Source organism: Sphingomonas lacusdianchii, assembly GCF_022664395.1.
GTDB lineage: Bacteria > Pseudomonadota > Alphaproteobacteria > Sphingomonadales > Sphingomonadaceae > Sphingomonas > Sphingomonas lacusdianchii.
The window spans coordinates 62268-81383 of the sequence record NZ_JAKRET010000014.1; the positions used below are offsets into that span (position 1 = coordinate 62268).

General features: G+C 66.2%; 13 protein-coding genes. 9 read left to right on the plus strand and 4 right to left on the minus strand.

Features of this window, described 5'->3' with window-relative positions; all coding sequences use genetic code 11:
- Nucleotides 1-100 precede the first annotated feature (100 nt).
- Nucleotides 101-703 (plus strand): hypothetical protein, encoded by a 603-nt coding sequence (locus MF607_RS17290; protein WP_242121096.1) that lies wholly within the window; start codon nt 101-103, stop codon nt 701-703.
- Nucleotides 704-710: 7 nt separating this feature from the next.
- On the opposite strand, the gene MF607_RS17295 is transcribed toward MF607_RS17290, so the two are convergent.
- Nucleotides 711-1514, minus strand: a complete 804-nt coding sequence (locus MF607_RS17295) for a DUF2306 domain-containing protein (protein WP_242121098.1) — start codon at nt 1512-1514, stop codon at nt 711-713.
- Nucleotides 1515-1559: 45 nt separating this feature from the next.
- Here MF607_RS17295 and MF607_RS17300 point away from each other — a divergent pair, with 45 nt between their 5' ends.
- From MF607_RS17300 to katG, 3 genes are all read left to right on the plus strand, one after another.
- The gene (locus tag MF607_RS17300; protein ID WP_242121100.1) at nt 1560-2408 is read left to right on the plus strand and encodes an exonuclease domain-containing protein; all 849 of its coding nucleotides are present in this window, start codon (nt 1560-1562) and stop codon (nt 2406-2408) included.
- A gap of 149 nt (nt 2409-2557) precedes the next feature.
- A complete protein-coding gene (locus MF607_RS17305) occupies nt 2558-4432 on the plus strand; it encodes a glycoside hydrolase family 2 protein (RefSeq protein ID WP_242121102.1) in 1875 nt (624 codons plus the stop codon).
- A 107-nt stretch (nt 4433-4539) separates the two neighbouring features.
- Nucleotides 4540-6759 (plus strand): catalase/peroxidase HPI, encoded by a 2220-nt coding sequence (katG, locus tag MF607_RS17310; RefSeq protein WP_242121104.1) that lies wholly within the window; start codon nt 4540-4542, stop codon nt 6757-6759.
- Nucleotides 6760-6976: 217 nt separating this feature from the next.
- Here the strand turns inward: katG and MF607_RS17315 are convergent, their stop codons facing one another.
- Nucleotides 6977-8584 (minus strand): M28 family peptidase, encoded by a 1608-nt coding sequence (locus MF607_RS17315; protein ID WP_242121106.1) that lies wholly within the window; start codon nt 8582-8584, stop codon nt 6977-6979.
- A gap of 168 nt (nt 8585-8752) precedes the next feature.
- Here MF607_RS17315 and MF607_RS17320 point away from each other — a divergent pair, with 168 nt between their 5' ends.
- From MF607_RS17320 to MF607_RS17335, 4 genes are all read left to right on the plus strand, one after another.
- The gene (locus tag MF607_RS17320; RefSeq protein ID WP_242121109.1) at nt 8753-9949 is read left to right on the plus strand and encodes an AAA family ATPase; all 1197 of its coding nucleotides are present in this window, start codon (nt 8753-8755) and stop codon (nt 9947-9949) included.
- Complete coding sequence (locus tag MF607_RS17325; RefSeq protein ID WP_242121111.1) at nt 9936-10100, plus strand: hypothetical protein; 165 nt, start codon at nt 9936-9938, stop codon at nt 10098-10100. The genes MF607_RS17320 and MF607_RS17325 overlap by 14 nt, the downstream gene beginning before the upstream one ends.
- Entirely contained in the window at nt 10090-11133 is a 1044-nt protein-coding gene (locus MF607_RS17330; RefSeq protein WP_242121113.1) for a ParB/RepB/Spo0J family partition protein, read from the plus strand. The genes MF607_RS17325 and MF607_RS17330 overlap by 11 nt, the downstream gene beginning before the upstream one ends.
- A 100-nt stretch (nt 11134-11233) precedes the next feature.
- A complete protein-coding gene (locus MF607_RS17335; protein ID WP_242121115.1) occupies nt 11234-12412 on the plus strand; it encodes a replication initiator protein A in 1179 nt (392 codons plus the stop codon).
- 391 nt (nt 12413-12803) lie between these two features.
- On the opposite strand, the gene MF607_RS17340 is transcribed toward MF607_RS17335, so the two are convergent.
- Together MF607_RS17340 and MF607_RS17345 are read right to left on the minus strand one after the other, a co-directional pair.
- Entirely contained in the window at nt 12804-13268 is a 465-nt protein-coding gene (locus MF607_RS17340; RefSeq protein ID WP_242121117.1) for a hypothetical protein, read from the minus strand.
- 62 nt (nt 13269-13330) lie between these two features.
- Nucleotides 13331-14554 (minus strand): threonine synthase, encoded by a 1224-nt coding sequence (locus MF607_RS17345; protein WP_242121119.1) that lies wholly within the window; start codon nt 14552-14554, stop codon nt 13331-13333.
- Nucleotides 14555-14963: 409 nt separating this feature from the next.
- Between MF607_RS17345 and MF607_RS17350 the strand changes: the two genes are divergently transcribed.
- Complete coding sequence (locus MF607_RS17350) at nt 14964-19109, plus strand: cadherin domain-containing protein (RefSeq protein ID WP_242121122.1); 4146 nt, start codon at nt 14964-14966, stop codon at nt 19107-19109.
- Nucleotides 19110-19116: the final 7 nt, after the last annotated feature.

A 19116-nucleotide genomic window follows, 5' to 3' on the forward strand; every position in this document is an offset into this window, starting at 1 on the left:
CCAAGGCACGCTACCCGATATGGCGTATTTCCGGCCTGTCGCCTCCCCGGCATCATCGCCATGACTGCCGCCTCGTGCCGGCAACCACAGGAGAGCCGCCATGCCCGACGCCAGGCTGTTGCGTACCTTCACCCGCAAGCGTTTCGATCCGTCGCGGATGCGGATCGATCCCGCCCGCCTCGCGGTGCTGCGCGATACGCGGGCGGCGCGGATCGCTGCGCTGCTGGGCACGCAGAAACCCTATAAGCTCGATACGCCGTGGCTGACGCTGCGCCCCGATCAGCCGATGGTGGCCGGCAGGGGCTGGGTCGAATATGTCAGCCCCAGCTCGGTCGGCATGGGGCAGTTCGCGGACGGCAGCTATATGTATGCCGCGTTCGACCTGATCTTTCAGAAGGACATGCCCTCCTCCTTTTCGGTCGAGCGGCCGCAGGTGATGATCCGGTTGGTCGATCCGCCGGCGGCGACGATGCTGATCGAGGTCGATATCCATTGCTACGACTTTCCACCCGGCGATCCCGAATTCGAAATTCAGGCGGCGAACAAGCAGGTGATGACCATTTCCGAAGGGCATCGCGAAACCATCATGTTCCTGATGCACGACTTCGCCTCGATCCAGTCGGCCTGGGCCACGGGCGAGAAATTCTGGGATCGCGACGGCAACTGGGCGTTCTTCGAAGCGCGGATCACCCCGGTCGACTGATCGCGCGTCACAGCGGCGCGCCGGTCACCCCGCTGACGAACCCCGGCCCCCAGAAGCGGGTGACGAACACCCAGGTCGCCAGCATGACGAACAGGCTGGCGGCGATCAACGCCACAACCGCGCCGCCGGTCAGCGCGACACCGGCCGGGCGGCGGCGGGCGCGGATGAACAGTTCGGCGACCGCCAGATTGGGCAGGTAGAAGGCGAAGGCCATCACCGCGTCGAAACCGCCGCGAAAGTCGCTGCTATGCCCGACCTTGCCCATGGTCAGGAACCACAGCCCATATTCCATCCGGTACAGCCATGACCCAATGACCAGCGCGAACAGGCGGATCGCCCATGCCCGGTGCGCCGCGATCCGGCCGGTCCATGCGCGCTGCCACGCCAGCACCGCGGCGGCGCAGGTGAGCAGCCCGTACAGGCCGAAGCCGATATCCATCACCGGCCCGCCGATCGTCCCGCGCGTGATGATGAACCCCAGGCCCCCCGCCCCGGTCACCGCCGCCGCCATGACATAGACGCGTCCCAGCCAGCGGTGCAGCCCCGGCCAGCCTGTCCGCAGCCGTGCGATCAACTGGATCGGCCCCAGCAGCAGCAGCACGCCACCCGCGACGAAATGCGCACCGATCGCCATCGTCCCGACCGGGCCGGCGCGGTCGAACAGGGCGGGCAGCGACGCGTTCCACTGTTCGGGCGTACCGCGCAGCGCCGCCCCGCCGAAGAATGCGACGATATAGGCCCCGAACAGCGCCGCGCTGATCCAGGTCACCACGACCAGCAGCCCCGCCGCCCCGCGCACCGTCCGTTCCATCGCGCCACCTTACGCGGGCGCGCGCGCTCATGCTATGGCGACGGGGTGTCCGTGCCATCCGTTCCGCCCGTCGATTTCGTCGTCATCGATGTCGAAACCGCCTGTTCCCGCGTCAGCAGCATCTGCCAGATCGGCATCGTCGGCTTCCATGCCGGGGCGGAGGTCTTTGCGTATGAAACGCTGCTCGACCCCTGCGACGAATTCTTCGCGTCGAACATCCGCATCCATGGCATCACCAGCGACCATGTCTTCGGCAAGCCCAATTTCGCCGATATCCATGCGACGGTCGGATCCTATCTGACCGGCCGGGTGACGGTGGCGCATTCGTCGTTCGACAAGAGCGCGCTGGCCGCCGCCTGTGCCCAGCATGGCCTGCCGCCAATCGAGACGCGCTGGCTCGACAGCGTCGGCGTCGCCCGGCGGGCATGGCCCGAACTGCCGAGCCACCGGCTGAACATCCTGACCAAGTTCCTGAAACTGCGGCACAAGCATCACGACGCGCTGAGCGACGCGCGCGCGGCGGGCATGGTCGTCGTCCGCGCCATGGCGCATACCGGCCACGACCTCGCCGCCCTGCTCTCCCCCGCCCCCAAACGCGGGTCGGCGCCCAAGGCCGCCGGCGACGGCCCGCTGAAGGGGCAGCGTATCGCCTTGATCGGCGCGACCCGCGACGGCCCGCTCGCGCACCGGCTCGCCGCGCTCGGCGCGCGGATCGTCGCCGGGGTCGGGACGACCACGACGATGCTGGTGATCGGCAACGCCCAGACCTTCGGCCGCTTCGTCCACGCCCATGCCGATTATCGCCGCGCCGAGGAACTGAACCGGGCCGGCGCTGCGATCGAGATCGTCGCGGAGGATGGGTTGCTGGCGCGGTTGGCCGCAATGGCGAATTGACCGGCGACACCCGTCCCTTGGGTCTTCGTCGAGCTACCCTCTTCGTCATTCCCGCCCAGGCGGGTGACGGCAAGGGCGATCGACCGGGAAGTCGGCCGGTCGCGCGCTAACCCCTTGTACCCCATCCCGCCAACGGCAATGATGCGGCGATGATCGCCCGCCTGCCCCTCGCCCTGCTCGGCGCGTTCGCGCTCCTGCTTCCCGCCCGCCCGGTTCTGGCCCAGACGCCGCCGCCACCCGTCGCGATGGTCGCGGGCGACCTGCGACCTGGTAGCGACCTGACCGGGCAATGGCATTATTCGATCGACCCGTACCGCGCCGGGATGCGCGGCTTTCACGGCGAGGATGCGAATGTCACCGAGCGCCGTTGGGCGGACGTCGATGTTCAAGCAGAGCTGCGCCGCAACCAGCAGGCGTTGTTCGAATATGACATGGCCGCCGCGCCGGTCGCGACCTTGCCCGGCGGGTGGATGACCCATGCGGCGGAGATGCGCCACTATCAGGGGCTGGTCTGGTATCAGCGCCATTTCAGCGCGCAGCCGACCGCCGGCAAACGCCGCTTCCTGCGCTTCGGCGCGGTCAACTACCGGGCGCGCGTGTTCCTGAACGGCCAGTTCGTCGGCGAGCATGAGGGCGGCTTCACCCCCTTCGCGATCGAGGTCACCGACCGCGTCCGGGCCGGCGACAACCAGATCACCGTCGCGGTCGATTCCGCCGTCGACGCCAGCAGCGTGCCGCCGCCGGTCACCGATTGGGAGAATTATGGCGGCATCACCCGCGACATCCGCCTGATCGAAACGCCCGCGACCTTCGTCGACGATGCATGGGTCCGGCTGACCCGCACCGGCCGACTCGCGATCGATGCGAAGCTGAACGGCAGCACCGCCGCCAATGCGCTGATGCGGCTCACCATTCCGGCGCTGGGGGTCACGCTGTCGAGGCGCACCGGTGGCGAGGGTCGCTGGCATGGTGAGATCGCCGCCCCCAGGCGGATGCGCCGCTGGTCGCCCGAGACACCGACCCTCTATGACGTGACGCTCGAAGCCGGCGAGGATCGCTGGCATGACCGGATCGGCTTCCGCACGATCGAGCGGCGCGGGGCGCAGATCCTGCTCAACGGCCGCCCGGTCTTCCTGCGCGGGATCAGCGTGCATGAGGAGGAATTCGGCAACAATCCCGCGCGCAGCATCACGCCCGCCGCGGCGCGCGCGCTGCTGGCCGAGGCGAAGGACGGACTGCATGCCAATTTCGTCCGCCTCGCCCATTATCCGCATGGCGAGGTGACGACGCGGCTTGCCGACGAACTGGGGCTGCTCGTGTGGAGCGAGGTGCCGGTCTATTGGCTGATCGCGTGGGACAATCCCGCGACGCTGAAGACCGCCCGCGCGATGCTGGCCGACAATATCGTGCGCGACCGCAACCGCGCGTCGATCGCGATCTGGAGCATCGCCAACGAAACCCCCAATTCGCCCGCGCGCAACGCGTTTCTTGGCACGCTGGCCGACGATGTCCGGCGGCTCGACGATACGCGACTGCTGGGTGCCGCGCTGCTGACCGACCGGTCGACGCAGGACGGCCATCCGCTGATGACGATCAACGACCCGCTCGCCGAACGGCTCGATGTGATGGGGGTCAACACCTATAATGGCTGGTATTCGCCCGACCTTCTGGCCGATCTGCCCGGAATAGCGTGGCAGGTGCCTGCGAACAAGCCGCTGATCCTGTCCGAATTCGGTGCGGGTGCGAAGGCCGGCTTCCACGACGACCGCCCCGCCCCGCAAAAATTCTCCGAGGAATATCAGCGCGACTATTACCGCGCGACACTGGCCATGGCGGCGAAGATCCCGACGCTCAGCGGCATGTCGCCATGGCTGCTCAAGGATTTCCGCTCGCCGCGCCGCCAGAACGGTTGGCAGCAGGGCTATAATCGCAAGGGGCTGGTATCGGAAACCGGACAGCGCAAGCTGGCGTTCGACGTGCTGGCGGGATTTTATACGGAGCGGGCGCAGCGCGAGGCGAAATAGGCGCGATCGATCGAAAAAACCGATCAATGGCATTGGTTCAAGTCATTAGCCTTACCCAACCCGCTGGTTCATCCTGCCGCCATTAGACGGTCGAGAGGAATTTACCGATGGACGCCATTACCGAAGGCAGCCCGATCAACGATCCCAAGAAGCAGCCCGCCGCGATGCGCCGCCTGCTGGGCCAGACCGCCCGCGACTGGTGGCCCGAAGCGCTGTCGATCGACATCCTGCATCAAAAGGGTGTCAGCGGGAATCCGATGGGCAACGACTTCGATTACCGCAAGCAGTTCGAAGCGATCGACTATGCCGCGCTGAAGGCCGACCTGACCGCGCTGATGACCGACAGCCAGCCCTGGTGGCCGGCAGACTATGGCCATTACGGCCCGTTCTTCATCCGCATGGCGTGGCACTCGGCCGGCACCTATCGCACCGGCGACGGTCGCGGCGGGTCGTCGGCGGGGCAGCAGCGCTTCGCCCCGCTCAATTCGTGGCCGGACAACGGCAATCTCGACAAGGCGCGTCGCCTGCTGTGGCCGATCAAGCAGAAGTACGGACGGCAGCTGAGCTGGGCCGACCTGTTCATCCTGGCCGGCAATGTCGCGATCGAATCGATGGGCGGCCCGACCTTCGGCTTCGGCGGCGGACGCGAGGACGTGTTCGAGCCGGAGAAGGACGTCTATTGGGGCACCGAGGAGGAATGGCTCGGCCAGACCCGCATCGATGAGGAAGCCGGCCTCGCGCTCGAAAGCCCGCTCGCCGCGATCCAGCACGGGCTGATCTACGTCAATCCCGAAGGTCCGGGCGGCTGCCCGATGCCCAAGGGGTCGGCGCGCGACATGCGCGAAACCTTTGCCCGCATGGGCATGAACGACGAGGAAACCGTCGCGCTGACCGCCGGCGGCCATACCTTCGGCAAGGCGCATGGCGCGGGCGATCCCAAGCATGTGGGCAAGGAACCCGAAGGCGCCGATATCGCCGCACAGGGTCTGGGCTGGGCATCGACCCACGAGACCGGCATGGGCGACCATACCATCACGTCCGGCCTCGAAGGGGCATGGACGCCGACGCCGACGAAGTGGGACATGACCTATTTCGACATGCTGTTCGACCATGAATATGAACTGGTGAAGAGCCCGGCGGGCGCGCATCAGTGGCAGCCGGTCGGCAATCCGGAGGATACGCTGGCCCCGGCGGCGCATACCCCGGACAAGAAGGTGCCGACGATGATGTCGACCGCCGACATGGCGTTGAAGGTCGACCCGGCGTACAATGCGATCTGTCAGAAATTCCGTGCCGATCCCGATTATTTCGCCGATGTCTGGGCGCGGGCATGGTTCAAGCTGACACACCGCGACATGGGGCCGAATGTCCGCCTGATCGGCCCGGAAGTGCCGAAGGAAGACCTGATCTGGCAGGATCCGGTTCCGAAGCTCGAAGGCGAACCGCTGGGCGAAGGCGATGTTGCGACGCTCAAGCAGGCGATTGCCGCATCGGGCCTGTCGATCGCCGAACTGGTGACGACCGCCTGGGCATCTGCCTCGACCTATCGCGGGTCGGACAAGCGCGGCGGCGCCAATGGCGCGCGCATCCGCCTCGCCCCGCAAAAGGACTGGGAGGTCAACGAGCCGGAACAGTTGGCGAAGGTGCTTAGCGTCTATGACGGCATCAAGGCCGATTTCGACGGCAAGGGCGGCAAGACCGTGTCGATCGCCGACCTGATCGTGCTGGGCGGTGTCGTCGGGCTGGAACAGGCGATCGCGCCGACCGGCCACGACGTCGCCGTGCCGTTCACCCCGGGCAGGACCGACGCGACGCAGGAATGGACCGATGTCGAAAGCTTCGCGGTGCTAGAGCCCAAGGCCGATGCGTTCCGCAACTATCTGCAGGTGCAGTTCAACGTTCCGACCGAGGAACTGATGATCGACCGGGCGCAGTTGCTGGGTCTGTCGGCCCCGGAAATGGCGGTGCTGGTCGCGGGGTTGCGCGTGCTGGGGGCGAACCACAGCAAGGCGAAGGAGCACGGCGTGTTCACCACGCGTCCGGGCCAGCTGACCAACGACTTCTTCGTCAATTTGCTCGACATGGGCACGGCGTGGAAGCAGGTCAGCGACGAAAGCGACCAGGAGTTCGTCGGCACCGATCGCCATACCAAGGAGCAGAAGTGGACCGCGTCGCGGACCGATCTGGTCTATGGCTCGAACTCGCAGCTGCGCGCGATCGCCGAAGTCTATGCGTGCAGCGATGCCAGCGAGAAGTTCGTGCAGGACTTCGTCGCGGCATGGACCAAGGTGATGATGGCCGACCGCTTCGATCTGGGTCGCGCGTAAGCCTCACCATCGTCTGAAGAAGGAAACGCCCGGGCCGGAAGGCTCGGGCGTTTTCCATGCGAGGCGATCGAAAGACCGATCCACCTATCTCGAACCGAACGTCATCCCAGCGCAGGCTGGGATCTCCCCGTGAAAGCACGCGACAGGAGCCGCGGGAGGCCCCAGCCTGCGCTGGGGCGACGTTTTTGGTTGGCTGGTTCAGACGTCAGCCCAAGCCTCACCGCCGCTGGTCGGCCGTCTTCGCCCGCTCGGCGGCGAACGCTTCCGACGGGTTCCAACCCGGCCAGCCCCGCCCCTCGGCCACCTCGCGGCCCAGCGCATAGGCGACGCTCCCTTCCTGCGCCGCACCGGTGAGGTCCCAGCGCGCATCATATTCGTCGCAGGTCTGGTGATAGCACTGCGCATTATACCGCGCCCGTTCGCGCTCGCCCGCGGCCACCCCGCCCCGCACCAGATCGCGGCCGGCACGGAAATACACGCCCGGCACGCCCTTTTGCGCGAGCGCATAATGGTCGGAACGGTAATACCAACCCGCTTCGGTATTCTCCTCGGGCACGATCTTCAGCCCCTGTGCCGCCGCGACCCGCGTCAGATCGGCCTCCAGCGGGGTGCGCCCGACCCCGATCAGTTCGAGGTCGCGGGTCCGGCCGAGCACGACATGCGGGTCGAGGTTGAACTGCGCCGCCGTGGTCGCCAGCGGCAGCGCCGGATGCTCGGCATACCAGCTGGCGCCGAGCAACCCCTTCTCCTCCGCCGTCCACAGCGCGAAGACCACCGTTCGCCGCGGCCGCTTGGCACCCGCGAACGCCCGCCCGATCTCCAGCAGCGTCGCGGTGCCGGTACCGTTGTCGACCGCACCGTTGCGGATGCGATCGGCGGGCGGGTCGAACGCGTTCTCGCCATAGGCATCCCAATGCGCGCCATAGAGGATGCTGCCCGCCGCCGGATCGGTCCCCGGCAGCACGCCGACGATATTGTGGCTGACCACCCGGTCCATCGCGACCTCGGTCTCGGCGGTCAGCGTCACGCCCTTCAGCGCGACGCCGCGAAACGTCGCCGCCTGGGCCGCGCGCTTGGCGGCGGCATAATCGAGCCCGCCCTGCCGCAGCATTGCCACGCCGATATCGTTGCGCAGCGTGCCGCGCAGCCCGAACGCCGCGGGCATCGTGCCCGTATCCAGCGCATAACCCGGCACGGCATCGCTCTTCGCCAGTTGCAGCCACGGATAGCTCGACGGAAAGGTGTCGTGGATCTGGAAGAAGGCGATCGCCCCGCGCTGCTGCGCCTCGCTCAGCTTGGTCCGCGCCGCCGGGCTCGACGCCCGCCCGCCAAAGCCCAGATCGCGCCCCGCCTCGACATCGGGATCGCCGGCCAGCGCCACCACCACCTTGCCGCGCACATCGATGCCGCGATACGGGTCGTAGCCGAGCGCCGGCGCGACGATGCCATAGCCGACGAACACCACCGGCGCATCGCGGAACGCCGTCGTCCCGATGATCCGCGACGACGCGGCGATCTCGACGCCGGGCGTCAGCGTCTGCGTGGTCCCGCCGATGGTCAGCGCGATCGCCGCCCGGTTGCGCGTCCAGCGGAGCAGCGGCACCCGCTGTCGAAACCCCTGATCCCCCACCGGCCGCAGTCCGAGCGTCGCGAACCGCCGTTCGAGGAAATCGAGCGTCTTCTCCTCGCCGATCTGGGTCGGCCCGCGCCCATGGAAATCATCGGCGCTCAGCGTCTTCACATCGGCCTTGATCCGTTCGGGCGACAGGATCGGCGGGGCGGGATCGGCTGCGGCGGCGGTCAGCAGCAGGAGCAGCGGGAGCATCGGTTTCATACGCACAGACTGACGCGGCGACGCCGGCGATACAAGCGTGGGCCGCCGTCCACCACGGACTTACAATTCCCGGAACGTTCCAAGATTCGGCTTGTCGATTTGAAGCTTTCGGTGTCATATAAACGTCGACAAGCTTCAATCAGCGGATCGGACCCAATCATGAATGCAATCGTCGCGCAGATCGGCGATCTTGCCGAAGCTGGCGAGCGGATGATCGAGCGGCTGCGGCGCAAGGCGTTTCTGCCTGAAAGCCGCAAGGCGCTCAACGTCCGCTTCGGCATTGCCGAAGCGGCGCAACTGCTCGGCTGTTCGACCAACCGCATCCGCATGGCCGAGGATGACGGCCGCCTGCCCCCCGCCCCGGCGGCCGAGAATGGCCGGCGTCTGGGCTATAGCGTCGACGAGCTGCTGCACATGCGGCAAGTGCTCGGCGCCTCTCCCGCCCGCGCGCCGCTCGACGTGCCGGCAATCGTCGCGGTGCAGAATTTCAAGGGCGGCGTCGGCAAGTCGACGGTCACCACCCACCTTGCCCATTATTTCGCGGTGCAGGGCTACCGGGTGCTGGTCGTCGATTGCGACAGCCAGGCGACGACGACCACGCTGTTCGGCTTTAACCCGCACTTCAACATCACCCGCGAGGAGACACTATATCCTTATCTGTCGATCGACCCGACGCAGAACGACCTGTCCTATGCGGTTAAGTCGACGTCGTGGCCGAATGTCGACCTGATCCCGTCGAACCTCGAACTGTTCGACGTCGAATATGAGCTGGCGGCGTCGGGATCGGATGGGCAATCGGTATTGGCGGCACGGTTTCGCAAACTAAAACAAGGGCTTATCGATCTAGCGCGGCATTATGACATCGTCCTGCTCGACCCGCCGCCCGCGCTCGGCACGATCAGCCTCGCGGTGATGCAGGCGGCGAATGCGCTGCTGGTACCGCTGGCGGCGACCACGCCCGATTTCTGTTCGACGGTGCAATTCCTGTCGATGATGGATCAGGTGCTGCAGCAACTGAGCGGCGCGGGGATCGAGGTCGATTACAGCTTCGTCCGGCTGATCTGTTCGAAATTCGACGGCAATGATCCCAGCCACGCGATGGTGCGGGCGATCATGGAGCAGAGTTTCGGTCCGGCGCTGCTGCCCGTGCCGATCCTCGAATCCGCCGAAATCAGCCATGCGGCGATGCGGATGATGACCGTCTACGAACTCGAAAAGCCGATCGGCACGCCCAAGACACACAAACGCTGCCGCGCCAATCTCGACGAGGCGTTGGGCCAGATCGAGCAGCTGGTGCGACAGGGTTGGGGTCGGGTGGCACCGGCGGGGGAGGAGCTGTTGTATGCGGCGGTTTGACGGCGCGCAGCGCGGCGCGGCGGCGCTGAAAGCGCCAACCGCGCTCAAACCGCCCGGCCGGCGGGCCAGCAGCCCGTCCGACGCGTTGGCGAAGGCCAATGCGGCGCTGAGTCTCCAAACGCAAAACACCGAGTCCCCCCATGGCGCGTAAGCAATCCGACTACCTCGCCGCGCTGCTTTCCGACGAGGCACCGCAGGCGGCCGAAGCCCCCCCTGCCCCACCCGAGCGCGGCTCCGACCGGCTGCGCGGCACCACCCTGCTCGGCCGTGAATCGGCGCTTGCCCGGGTCGCCTCGGGCGAGGTCCGCCAGGTCACGCAGCTGCTGCTCGATCCGGCGCGAGTCCGCATCTGGCCGGGCAATGCGCGCTCCTATGCCCATCTGACCGAGGCGAGTTGCCGCGAACTGATCGATTCGATCATCGCCGAGGGCGGGCAGAAGGTCCCCGCCGTGGTTCGCCGCGTCGAGGGCGACGCCGCGCATGACTATGAGGTGATCGCCGGCACCCGCCGTCACTGGTCGATCTCATGGCTGCGCGCGCACAGCTATCCCGACATGATGTTCGTCGCGCAGGTCGCGACGCTCGACGACGAAGCCGCCTTCCGCCTCGCCGATCTGGAGAACCGGGCGCGCGCCGACGTGTCCGACCTCGAGCGCGCACGCAACTATGCCGCCGCGCTCAAGACCCATTATGGCAACCACGCCTCGCGCATGGCCGAACGGCTGAAATTGTCGAAGGGCTGGCTGTCGAAGATGTTGCGCGTCGCGGCGCTGCCCGACACGATCGTCGCCGCCTTCGCGTCGCCCGGCGATGTCCAGCTGAAGAGCGGCTATGCGCTGGCGCAGGCGCTTGACGACCGCGCCGATGCGGCGGTGATCGGCGGCGAGGCCAAGGCGCTGGTCCGCGAGCAGCAGCATCGTCGCGACAAGGGGCTGCCCCCCATTCCGGCCGCCGACGTGCTGCGCCGGCTGATCGATGCGCCCAAGCGCGGGCAGGAGGCGAAGGACCGGTTCGTCTGGACCACGCCGCACGGCCGCGTCGCCGTCACCGCGCAGACGATCAATCGGCAGGGCGTGACGCTGCGCCTCCATGCTGGATCGGGCCTCAGCAACAACGACATGGTCGAAATGGTGCGCAAGGCGCTGATCGAGCTCGACGGCGACGGCCGCGGATTGCAGCGGTGACCGGGCGGGCGCCCCGAGTTTCCCCGGGGAAACATCGCCCGTCCCCCACCCCTTTCTCCCCGAAGTTTCCCCGGGGAAACCTGCCTGCGGACCCGACGACATGACCCGCCCGACACCCGAGAAAATCCCCGAACAGTTCGACCTGTTCCTCCCCTATCTCGCCGACATGCCGCTGCGCGACCAGCGCGAGATGATGGAGCGGCCGTTCTTCAGCCTCGCAAAGAACAAGCGGATCAAGCCGATCGATTATCGCAGCCCCGACGGCAAGCTGTGGGTCCATGTCTCGGCCAATGCCGATTATGGCATGGCGACGATCTGGGACGCCGACATCCTGATCTATTGCGCCAGCGTGCTGGCCGACATGGCGCGGCGGGGCGTCAACGACGTGCCACGCAAGCTGCACCTGATGCCGTACGATTTGCTGCGCGCGATCGGGCGGCCGACGACGGGGCGCGCGTACGAATTGCTGGGACAGTCGCTCGACCGGTTGGTGGCGACGACGATCAAGACCAATATCCGTGCCGAAAACCGGCGCGAGGCGACGTTCAGCTGGCTCGATGGCTGGACGCAGCTGGTCGATGAGAAGACCGAACGGTCGCGCGGCATGACGATCGAACTGTCGAACTGGTTCTGGGAAGGGGTGATGATGACCGGCGGCGTGCTGTCGATCGACCGCGCCTATTTCGACCTGACGGGGGGCCGCGAGCGCTGGCTGTACCGCGTCGCGCGCAAACATGCCGGGGGCGCCGGGGAGGTCGGTTTCGCGATATCGATGCCGACGCTGTTCGAGAAATCGGGTGCGGAGGGACAATATCGCCGCTTCAAGTTCGAGATCGCCAAGATTGCCGAACGCAACGAACTGCCCGGCTATACGCTGACGCTCGAACAGCCCGCCGACAAGCGCGAGCCGCTGTTGCGGATGCGCAAGCGCGCCGGCGAGGCGGCCCGGACGACGGTCGTGCGCGCGCCCCCTGCCCCCGCCCCTGCTTCAACGCCCGCCCCTTCTCCCGAACGGACCGAGGAACTGGTCGATGCCGCGGCGCTGATCCGCCGCTCGGTCCGGGGGCTGGCCAGTCGCGCGACCGACGGCGAGATCACGCCGCAGACGCTGTCGCTGCTGCGCGCCGAATGTCCAGGCTGGGATTACCAGACATTGCACGCCGAATTCCGGGCGTGGATCGACGGCGACGCCACGCGGACGCCGGTCAACTACCAGGCCGCGTTCATCGGCTATGTCCGCCGCTGGGATGCGCAGCATCGCCATGAACTGGGGCGCTGAACCGACTTGGTCGCGTCTGGGGAAACAAGTTTCCGTTCCCGAAGTGTCGTCCGCCCCGCCGCCGCACGCACCGGTTGCGCATGAAGTTGAAGATCGCCCGGGAATTTGAACCTCTCCAACCCCCGGCATTCCATTATTGATTCAATCGACGTCGATGATCGGGGTGAGGTAGGGGATCATCGACACTCCGGGAACGCCCTTCGACCCTTTCGGAACGCTCCTCCGACACTTCGGGAACGCCGGCATCGATCCTTCGGGAACGAAGCCCCGATCCTTCGGGAACGCCGTGTCGCCCGCGAATCGCGGTTGTGGGCCGGTTTGCGGCGATTGGCGCACCCCTTAACCTGCTAACCTCTCTATAAACCGTCTAACCGGTTCGGATGGTTGAATTTCAGTTTTTGAGAGAGGAAGGCCGCAACCGGGCAAGACGTTTGCGGGTGAGGGGAGGGTGCTCGTACAGGTCGCGCAACGCCCGGTAGCGGAAGCGATTCCACCAGCGTTGCCAGCGATGCTCGGCCGCGTCGTGCAGCATGTGGCACCGCTGGCACAGCGCCGCGAGGTTCGCGGGCGCGTTATTACCCGGATCGTGATCGAGATGCGCGCAGGCCAGCACGACCCGCGTCATCCGCACCTTCGCCAGCGGAACCCGCAGCGCCGCGATCCGGCGACCCTCGGCCGATCGCCAGCATCGCCGCTTGCCATCCCACCAACGCCCGTCGCCCAGATGCGGCACGCGTTGCAGATGCGGCCGACCGCAGCGCTCGCAACAACCACCCGCGCGGTCGAACCGGATCGCCGCGGACAATTGCGTCCAGTCGATCGGATAGAGCCAGCGGTTTTCGGCACGGATCGGCATGACGATTCTATGAGTCGACCGAACCGGAAAGGGAAGCGAAAAGCATGGCGGGCGACCGCATCCTACAGCCGGTCGAAATCGATCTCGCCGAACCGGTCGAGCGTCGCGTCGGCCGGGGGCAGGGGGTATTTCAGCCCGGTCGCGCAGTTGAACAAGACGACCTCTTCCTCCGCATCGACTTCGCCGTCGCGCAGCGCCTGTCGATAGGCGGCCAGCGTCGCCCCGCCTTCGGGGCAGAGCAGCAACCCGTCGCGCCGCGCGCAGTCGTCCACGGCCTTCAGGATCGCCGGGTCGCCCACCGCCAGCGCCTTGCCGCCCGACTCCCGCACCGCGCGCAGGATCAGGAAGTCGCCGACCGCGCGCGGCACGCGGATGCCGGCGGCGACGGTGTGCGCATCCTCCCAGCGTTCGGCATGTTCCTCACCCGCCTCGAACGCGCGGACGATCGGCGCGCAGCCCGCCGCCTGTACCGCATACATGCGCGGGCGTTCCGGTCCGATCCAGCCCAGCGCTTCCAGTTCGTCGAACGCCTTCCACATGCCGATCAGCCCGGTCCCGCCGCCGGTGGGGTAGAAAATCGCGTGCGGCAGACGCCAGCCCAGCTGCGCGGCGAGTTCGAGGCCCATCGTCTTCTTGCCCTCGATCCGGTACGGCTCCTTGAGCGTCGAGAAATCGAACCAGCGTCCCTCCGCCGCGCCCTTCGCGACGACGGCGCCGCAATCGTCGATCAGGCCGTTGACCCGCCACACCCGGCTGCCCTGCGCGGCGATCTCGCGCACATTCACCTCGGGCGTGTCTTCGGGGCAGAACACGATCGTCTCGATCCCCGCGCGCGCGGCATAGGCGGCAAGGGCGGCGCCGGCATTGCCGTTGGTGGGCATGGCGATGCGACGGACACCCAGTTCCTTCGCCATCGCGACCGCCATCACCAGCCCGCGTGCCTTGAAACTGCCGGTCGGCAGGCGGCCTTCGTCCTTGACCAGCACCTTGTCGCCGCCCGACCGGGGAATGGGGATCAGCGGCGTCTCGATCTCGCCAAGGCTGACGATATTGGCGGTATCGCGCACCGGCAGCAATTCGCGCCAGCGCCACAGGTCGGTGTCGCGCGCCGCCAGCATATCGCGCGACAGCGCCGCGCCCGCTGCCGCCAGATCGTAACGGACCAGTAACGGTCTTCCGGCGCGCGAGAGGTTGTGGAGCGTATCGGCGGGATAGACTTCGCCGGTCATCGAACATTCGAGGCGGGTGACGAAGGTCGGGCGGGTCGCGGTGAGATTATCGTGCATGGTCAGCAATGTAGGCGCGCTTTCGCCATGGTCCATGGCGTTGGTCGTTAACCTTTTTGTTCGAGCAACGGCCAAGGCTAGTCCTGTAGTACCGGTCGCGATTCGTCGCAGTTGCCGACCGGGTCACAGTATCCGGGGAAGGTCCGGCGGTATCGTTCAGTGGATACCCCGACCTTCCGCTTTCCGGGACAATATTCATATAGTTAATATTGCAGGCTTTATTGGTGAATCCGGTATCCTTGTCCCGGTATCGGACAGTCCGTTTCGCCTTGATACGAATTAAGGATGATTGCCAACAGTCACCGTGTTCTGCCGACTTGCAGGAGCTGTAACGAAGTGCGAAGCGCGCAGCGACCGAACCACCGGGGACGAGGGCGTGGCATCGGTGGCGATACAGGGATGGAACAAGATGGCGAACGCGACCCCAATCATGGTGGATGGCAATCTGGGCGACTGGACGGTGCGGGACCGGATCGATCGCGGGCTGGACGACGGCTATGCCATCTATGCCAAAAGCGACGGGGACGCCTTCGCCTTTGCGCTCAAGGTCCCGGGCACGGTCGGCACCAACACCACCGTGTGGCTGAACACCGATCGCAATGCCCAGACCGGCTACCAGATTTTCGGCTTTGCCGGCGGCGCCGAATATAGCGTCAATTTCGATGCCGACGGCACGGTGTCGCTGTACAGCGGCGCACCGGGTTCCAGCCCCGCGATCGCGACGCTTGTGGCGGCATGGTCGGACGACCGCTCGACCGTCGAATTCCGCGTCGACAAGGCGGCGATCGGCAACCCGCAGGCGATCGACACGCTGTACGACGTCAACGACCAGGTGTTCCTGCCCGGCAGCTATTCGGACACGCCCTTCACCGTCTACAACGACAGCGGCATCACCCCCGACCCGGCGACGCGCATCGCGATCGTGTGGTCGGAAAGCACCGCCAACGCCTATTTCAGCAAGACCGCCTATTCGCAGCTGTTCATGTCGGCGCAGGCGCAGGCGATGCAGGCCGGCGTCCCGTTCGACATCCTGACCGAGGACGATCTGGCCAATCTCGCCACCGTCGCCAAATATGACACGATCGTCTTCCCCTCGTTCCGCAACGTCGATGCGGCCAAGGTCGATGCGATCACCAAGACGCTGGTGCAGGCGACCAAGGAATTCGGCATCGGGCTGGTCGCGGCCGGCGAGTTCATGACCAACGACGCGGCGGGCAATGCGCTGCCCGGCGACAGCTATTCGCGCATGAAGCTGCTGTTCGATGCGACGCGCGTGACCGGTGGCTGGCCGGCCGACGTGACGGTCAAGGCGACCGATGCGGCGGGGCTGGTGTTCGACGGTTATGCCGACGGACAGGTCGTCCACGATTACAAGGGCGTTGGCTGGAACGCCTTCACCAGTGTCAGCGGCACCGGACAGACGATCGCGACCTCGACCGTCAACGGCGAGACCTATGCCGCGGCGATCGCGACCCAGACCGGCGGGCGCACCGTCATCTTCTCGTCCGAAGCGGTGATGGCCGACGAAAACCTGCTGCAAAAGGCGATCGACTATTCGGTGCATGGCGGGGGGCTGTCCGTCGGGCTGCAGATGACCCGCAACACCGGGCTGTTCGCGTCGCGCACCGACATGGACCAGAGCCAGGAACGCGACGAGGTCAAGATCGAGGAGGGCGCGCCCGGCATCTATGACAAGATGTTGCCGATCCTCGCCGAATGGAAAGCCAAGTATAATTTCGTCGGCAGCTATTACGTCAACATCGGCAACGATCCGGCCAATGGCCAGGCGACGGACTGGGCGGTGTCGCTGCCCTATTACAAGCAGCTGATCGACATGGGCAACGAGATCGGCACCCACAGCTATACCCATCCGCACGACACCAACATCCTGACCGACGAACAGATCAAGTTCGAATTCGGCCAGAGCCGCGTCGAGCTGGAACAGCAGCTGAGCAACTATCTCGGCCGCACCGTCACCATCGCCGGCGCAGCGGTGCCCGGCGCGCCCGAACAGATCGCCACGTCGCAAGAAATCCTGAAATACGTGCAATATCTCTCGGGCGGCTATTCGGGCGTCGGCGCGGGCTATCCCAACGCCATCGGCTATATGAACCCGGCCAATGCCGGGACGGACCAGGTCTATATCGCGCCGAACACCTCGTTCGACTTCTCGCTGATCGAATTTCAGAAGAAAACCGTCGCCGAAGCCGAGGCGGTATGGGCGAAGGAGCTCGCGAACCTGACCGGCAATGCCGATGCGCCGATCGTCGTATGGCCGTGGCACGATTACGGCCCCACCGAATGGGCGCTCGACGACAACGGGGTTCCGAATAACGCCAGCTCCTATGTCCGGTCGATGTTCGACGATTTCATCGCCGCCGCGGCGGACAAGGGGCTGGAATTCGTCACCCTCGCCGATCTCGCGGCCCGGGTGCGCGCGTTCGACAAGGCGCAGATCGTCAGCAGCGTCGTCGGCAACACCATCACCGCGACCGTCGCGTCGTCGATGGGCACCGGGCTGTTCGCGCTCGACGTCGACGGGCAGAAGACGGGGCAGGTGATCCAGAGCGTCAAGGGCTGGTACGCCTATGGCGACGACAAGGTGTTCCTGCCGACCACCGGCGGCAGCTTCGAGATCGTCATGGGCGACAAGGCCGACGACGTCACCCACATCACCGCGCTGCCGATGCGCGCGTCGCTCGAATCGCTGTCGGGCGACGGCCGCGACCTGTCGTTCACCGTGGCCGGCGAGGGCAAGGTCGTCATCGACCTGAAGGCGCCGGGCACCAACTGGCTGACGGTCGAGGGGGCCACGCTGGACTCGCTGGTCGGCGAGATCGCGACGCTCGATGTCGGTGCGATCGGTACCCATGCGGTGAAGGTGACGCAGGTCGTCAATGCCGGCCCGACCATCACCTCGGCGGGCGGCGGCGACTGGGGATCGATGTCGATGCGCGAGAATGCCACGCTGGTCGGCACCGTCACCGCCACCGATCCCAATATCGCCCAGGGCGATCAAATCCGCTATTCGATCGGCGCGGGCGGCGAGGGATCGCTGTTCACCATCGATGCGAACACCGGCGTGCTCAGCTTCATCGCCGCGCCCGATTTCGAAACGGCGCGCGATTCGAACCACGACAACATCTATGACGTGACCGTCGTCGCCACCGATGCGCGCGGCGTGAGCGACAGCCAGTTGATGTGGGTCTATGTCAACAACGTGACCGAACAGACCGGCGGCCCGACCGTCACCTCGTTCGGCGGTCAGGATGCGGCATGGGCTCCCACCGTCGCGGAGAACACGTCGTTCGTCGCCAACATCACCGCGACCGATCCCGACCTGCGCGACGGCGACACCGTCCGCTTCTCGATCGACCCGGTCCGTGAAGGCCGCTTCTTCCAGATCGATCCGGTGACCGGGGTGCTGAGCTTCATCAAGGCGCCCGATTTCGAGAACCCGCAGGATAGCGACCGCAACAACATCTATGACGTGCAGGTCGTCGCGACCGATTCGTTCGGGGTGGTCGACCGGCAGATGCTGTACGTGACGGTCGGCAATGTGAAGGAACAGACCGGCGGTCCGACCATCACCTCGTCGGGCGGGGGCGATCGCGGCACGATGTCGATCCTCGAAAACAGCACGAGCGTCGGCACCGTCACCGCGACCGATCCCGACACCCGCGACGGCGATTTCGTCCGCTATTCGATCGCGCAGGGCGGCGAAGGCGCGCTGTTCACCATCGATCCGGTCACCGGCGCGCTGAGCTTCAAGACCGCGCCCGATTTCGAGAATGCGCAGGATTCGAACCGCGACAATATCTACGACGTGACCGTCGTCGCGACCGACGCCTATGGCGTCACCGACAGCCAGCTGCTGTCGGTCTATGTGAAGGACGTCGCCGGGCTGAACCAGACCGGCACCTCGCGCGACGATGTGATGAACGGCACCGGCGAAGGCGATACGCTTGACGGCGGCCGGGGCGACGACGTGCTGAACGGGTTCGGCGGCAACGACCGGCTGATCGGGAATGACGGCGACGACACGCTGAACGGCGGCGACGGCAACGACACGCTGGACGGCGGCGATGGCAAGGACGTGCTGATCGGCGGCAACGGCAACGACATGCTGATCGGCGGCAACGGCAAGGACGTGCTGAACGGTGGCGACGGCGACGACATCCTGATCGGCGGCGACGATCGCGACGAGATGACCGGCGGGGCAGGGCGCGACGTGTTCCGCTTCGAACGGACCGGCGACACCCTGACGCACAGCAGCCTGCGCGACGTCATCACCGATTTCCGTCCCGGCGAGGACAAGATCGACCTGTCGGCGATCGACGCCAATGCGTCGCTGTTCGCCTGGGGCGACCAGGCCTTCACCCTGATCGGCGAGAATGCCCGTTTCACCGGGGCGGGCCAGCTGCGCTATCGCTACGAAATGTCGGGCGGCCGGGAATATACCGTCGTCGAAGGGACCACCTTCGGTTCCTCCGCCAGCTTCGCGATCGCGCTGACCGGCCACCATGTCCTGAATTCGGGCGATTTCTTTTTGTAAGGAATTC

Excerpts from the sequence above, each read along its gene's own strand:
- MF607_RS17335 (WP_242121115.1), top strand. The coding sequence starts at position 11,234 with ATGACCCGCCCGACACCCGAGAAAATCCCCGAACAGTTCGACCTGTTC.
- MF607_RS17350 (WP_242121122.1), top strand. The coding sequence starts at position 14,964 with ATGGCGAACGCGACCCCAATCATGGTGGATGGCAATCTGGGCGACTGG.
- MF607_RS17290 (WP_242121096.1), top strand. The coding sequence starts at position 101 with ATGCCCGACGCCAGGCTGTTGCGTACCTTCACCCGCAAGCGTTTCGAT.
- MF607_RS17295 (WP_242121098.1), bottom strand. The coding sequence starts at position 1,514 with ATGGAACGGACGGTGCGCGGGGCGGCGGGGCTGCTGGTCGTGGTGACC.
- katG (WP_242121104.1), top strand. The coding sequence starts at position 4,540 with ATGGACGCCATTACCGAAGGCAGCCCGATCAACGATCCCAAGAAGCAG.
- MF607_RS17305 (WP_242121102.1), top strand. The coding sequence starts at position 2,558 with ATGATCGCCCGCCTGCCCCTCGCCCTGCTCGGCGCGTTCGCGCTCCTG.
- MF607_RS17315 (WP_242121106.1), bottom strand. The coding sequence starts at position 8,584 with ATGCTCCCGCTGCTCCTGCTGCTGACCGCCGCCGCAGCCGATCCCGCC.
- MF607_RS17320 (WP_242121109.1), top strand. The coding sequence starts at position 8,753 with ATGAATGCAATCGTCGCGCAGATCGGCGATCTTGCCGAAGCTGGCGAG.
- MF607_RS17330 (WP_242121113.1), top strand. The coding sequence starts at position 10,090 with ATGGCGCGTAAGCAATCCGACTACCTCGCCGCGCTGCTTTCCGACGAG.
- MF607_RS17325 (WP_242121111.1), top strand. The coding sequence starts at position 9,936 with ATGCGGCGGTTTGACGGCGCGCAGCGCGGCGCGGCGGCGCTGAAAGCG.
- MF607_RS17340 (WP_242121117.1), bottom strand. The coding sequence starts at position 13,268 with ATGCCGATCCGTGCCGAAAACCGCTGGCTCTATCCGATCGACTGGACG.
- MF607_RS17345 (WP_242121119.1), bottom strand. The coding sequence starts at position 14,554 with ATGCACGATAATCTCACCGCGACCCGCCCGACCTTCGTCACCCGCCTC.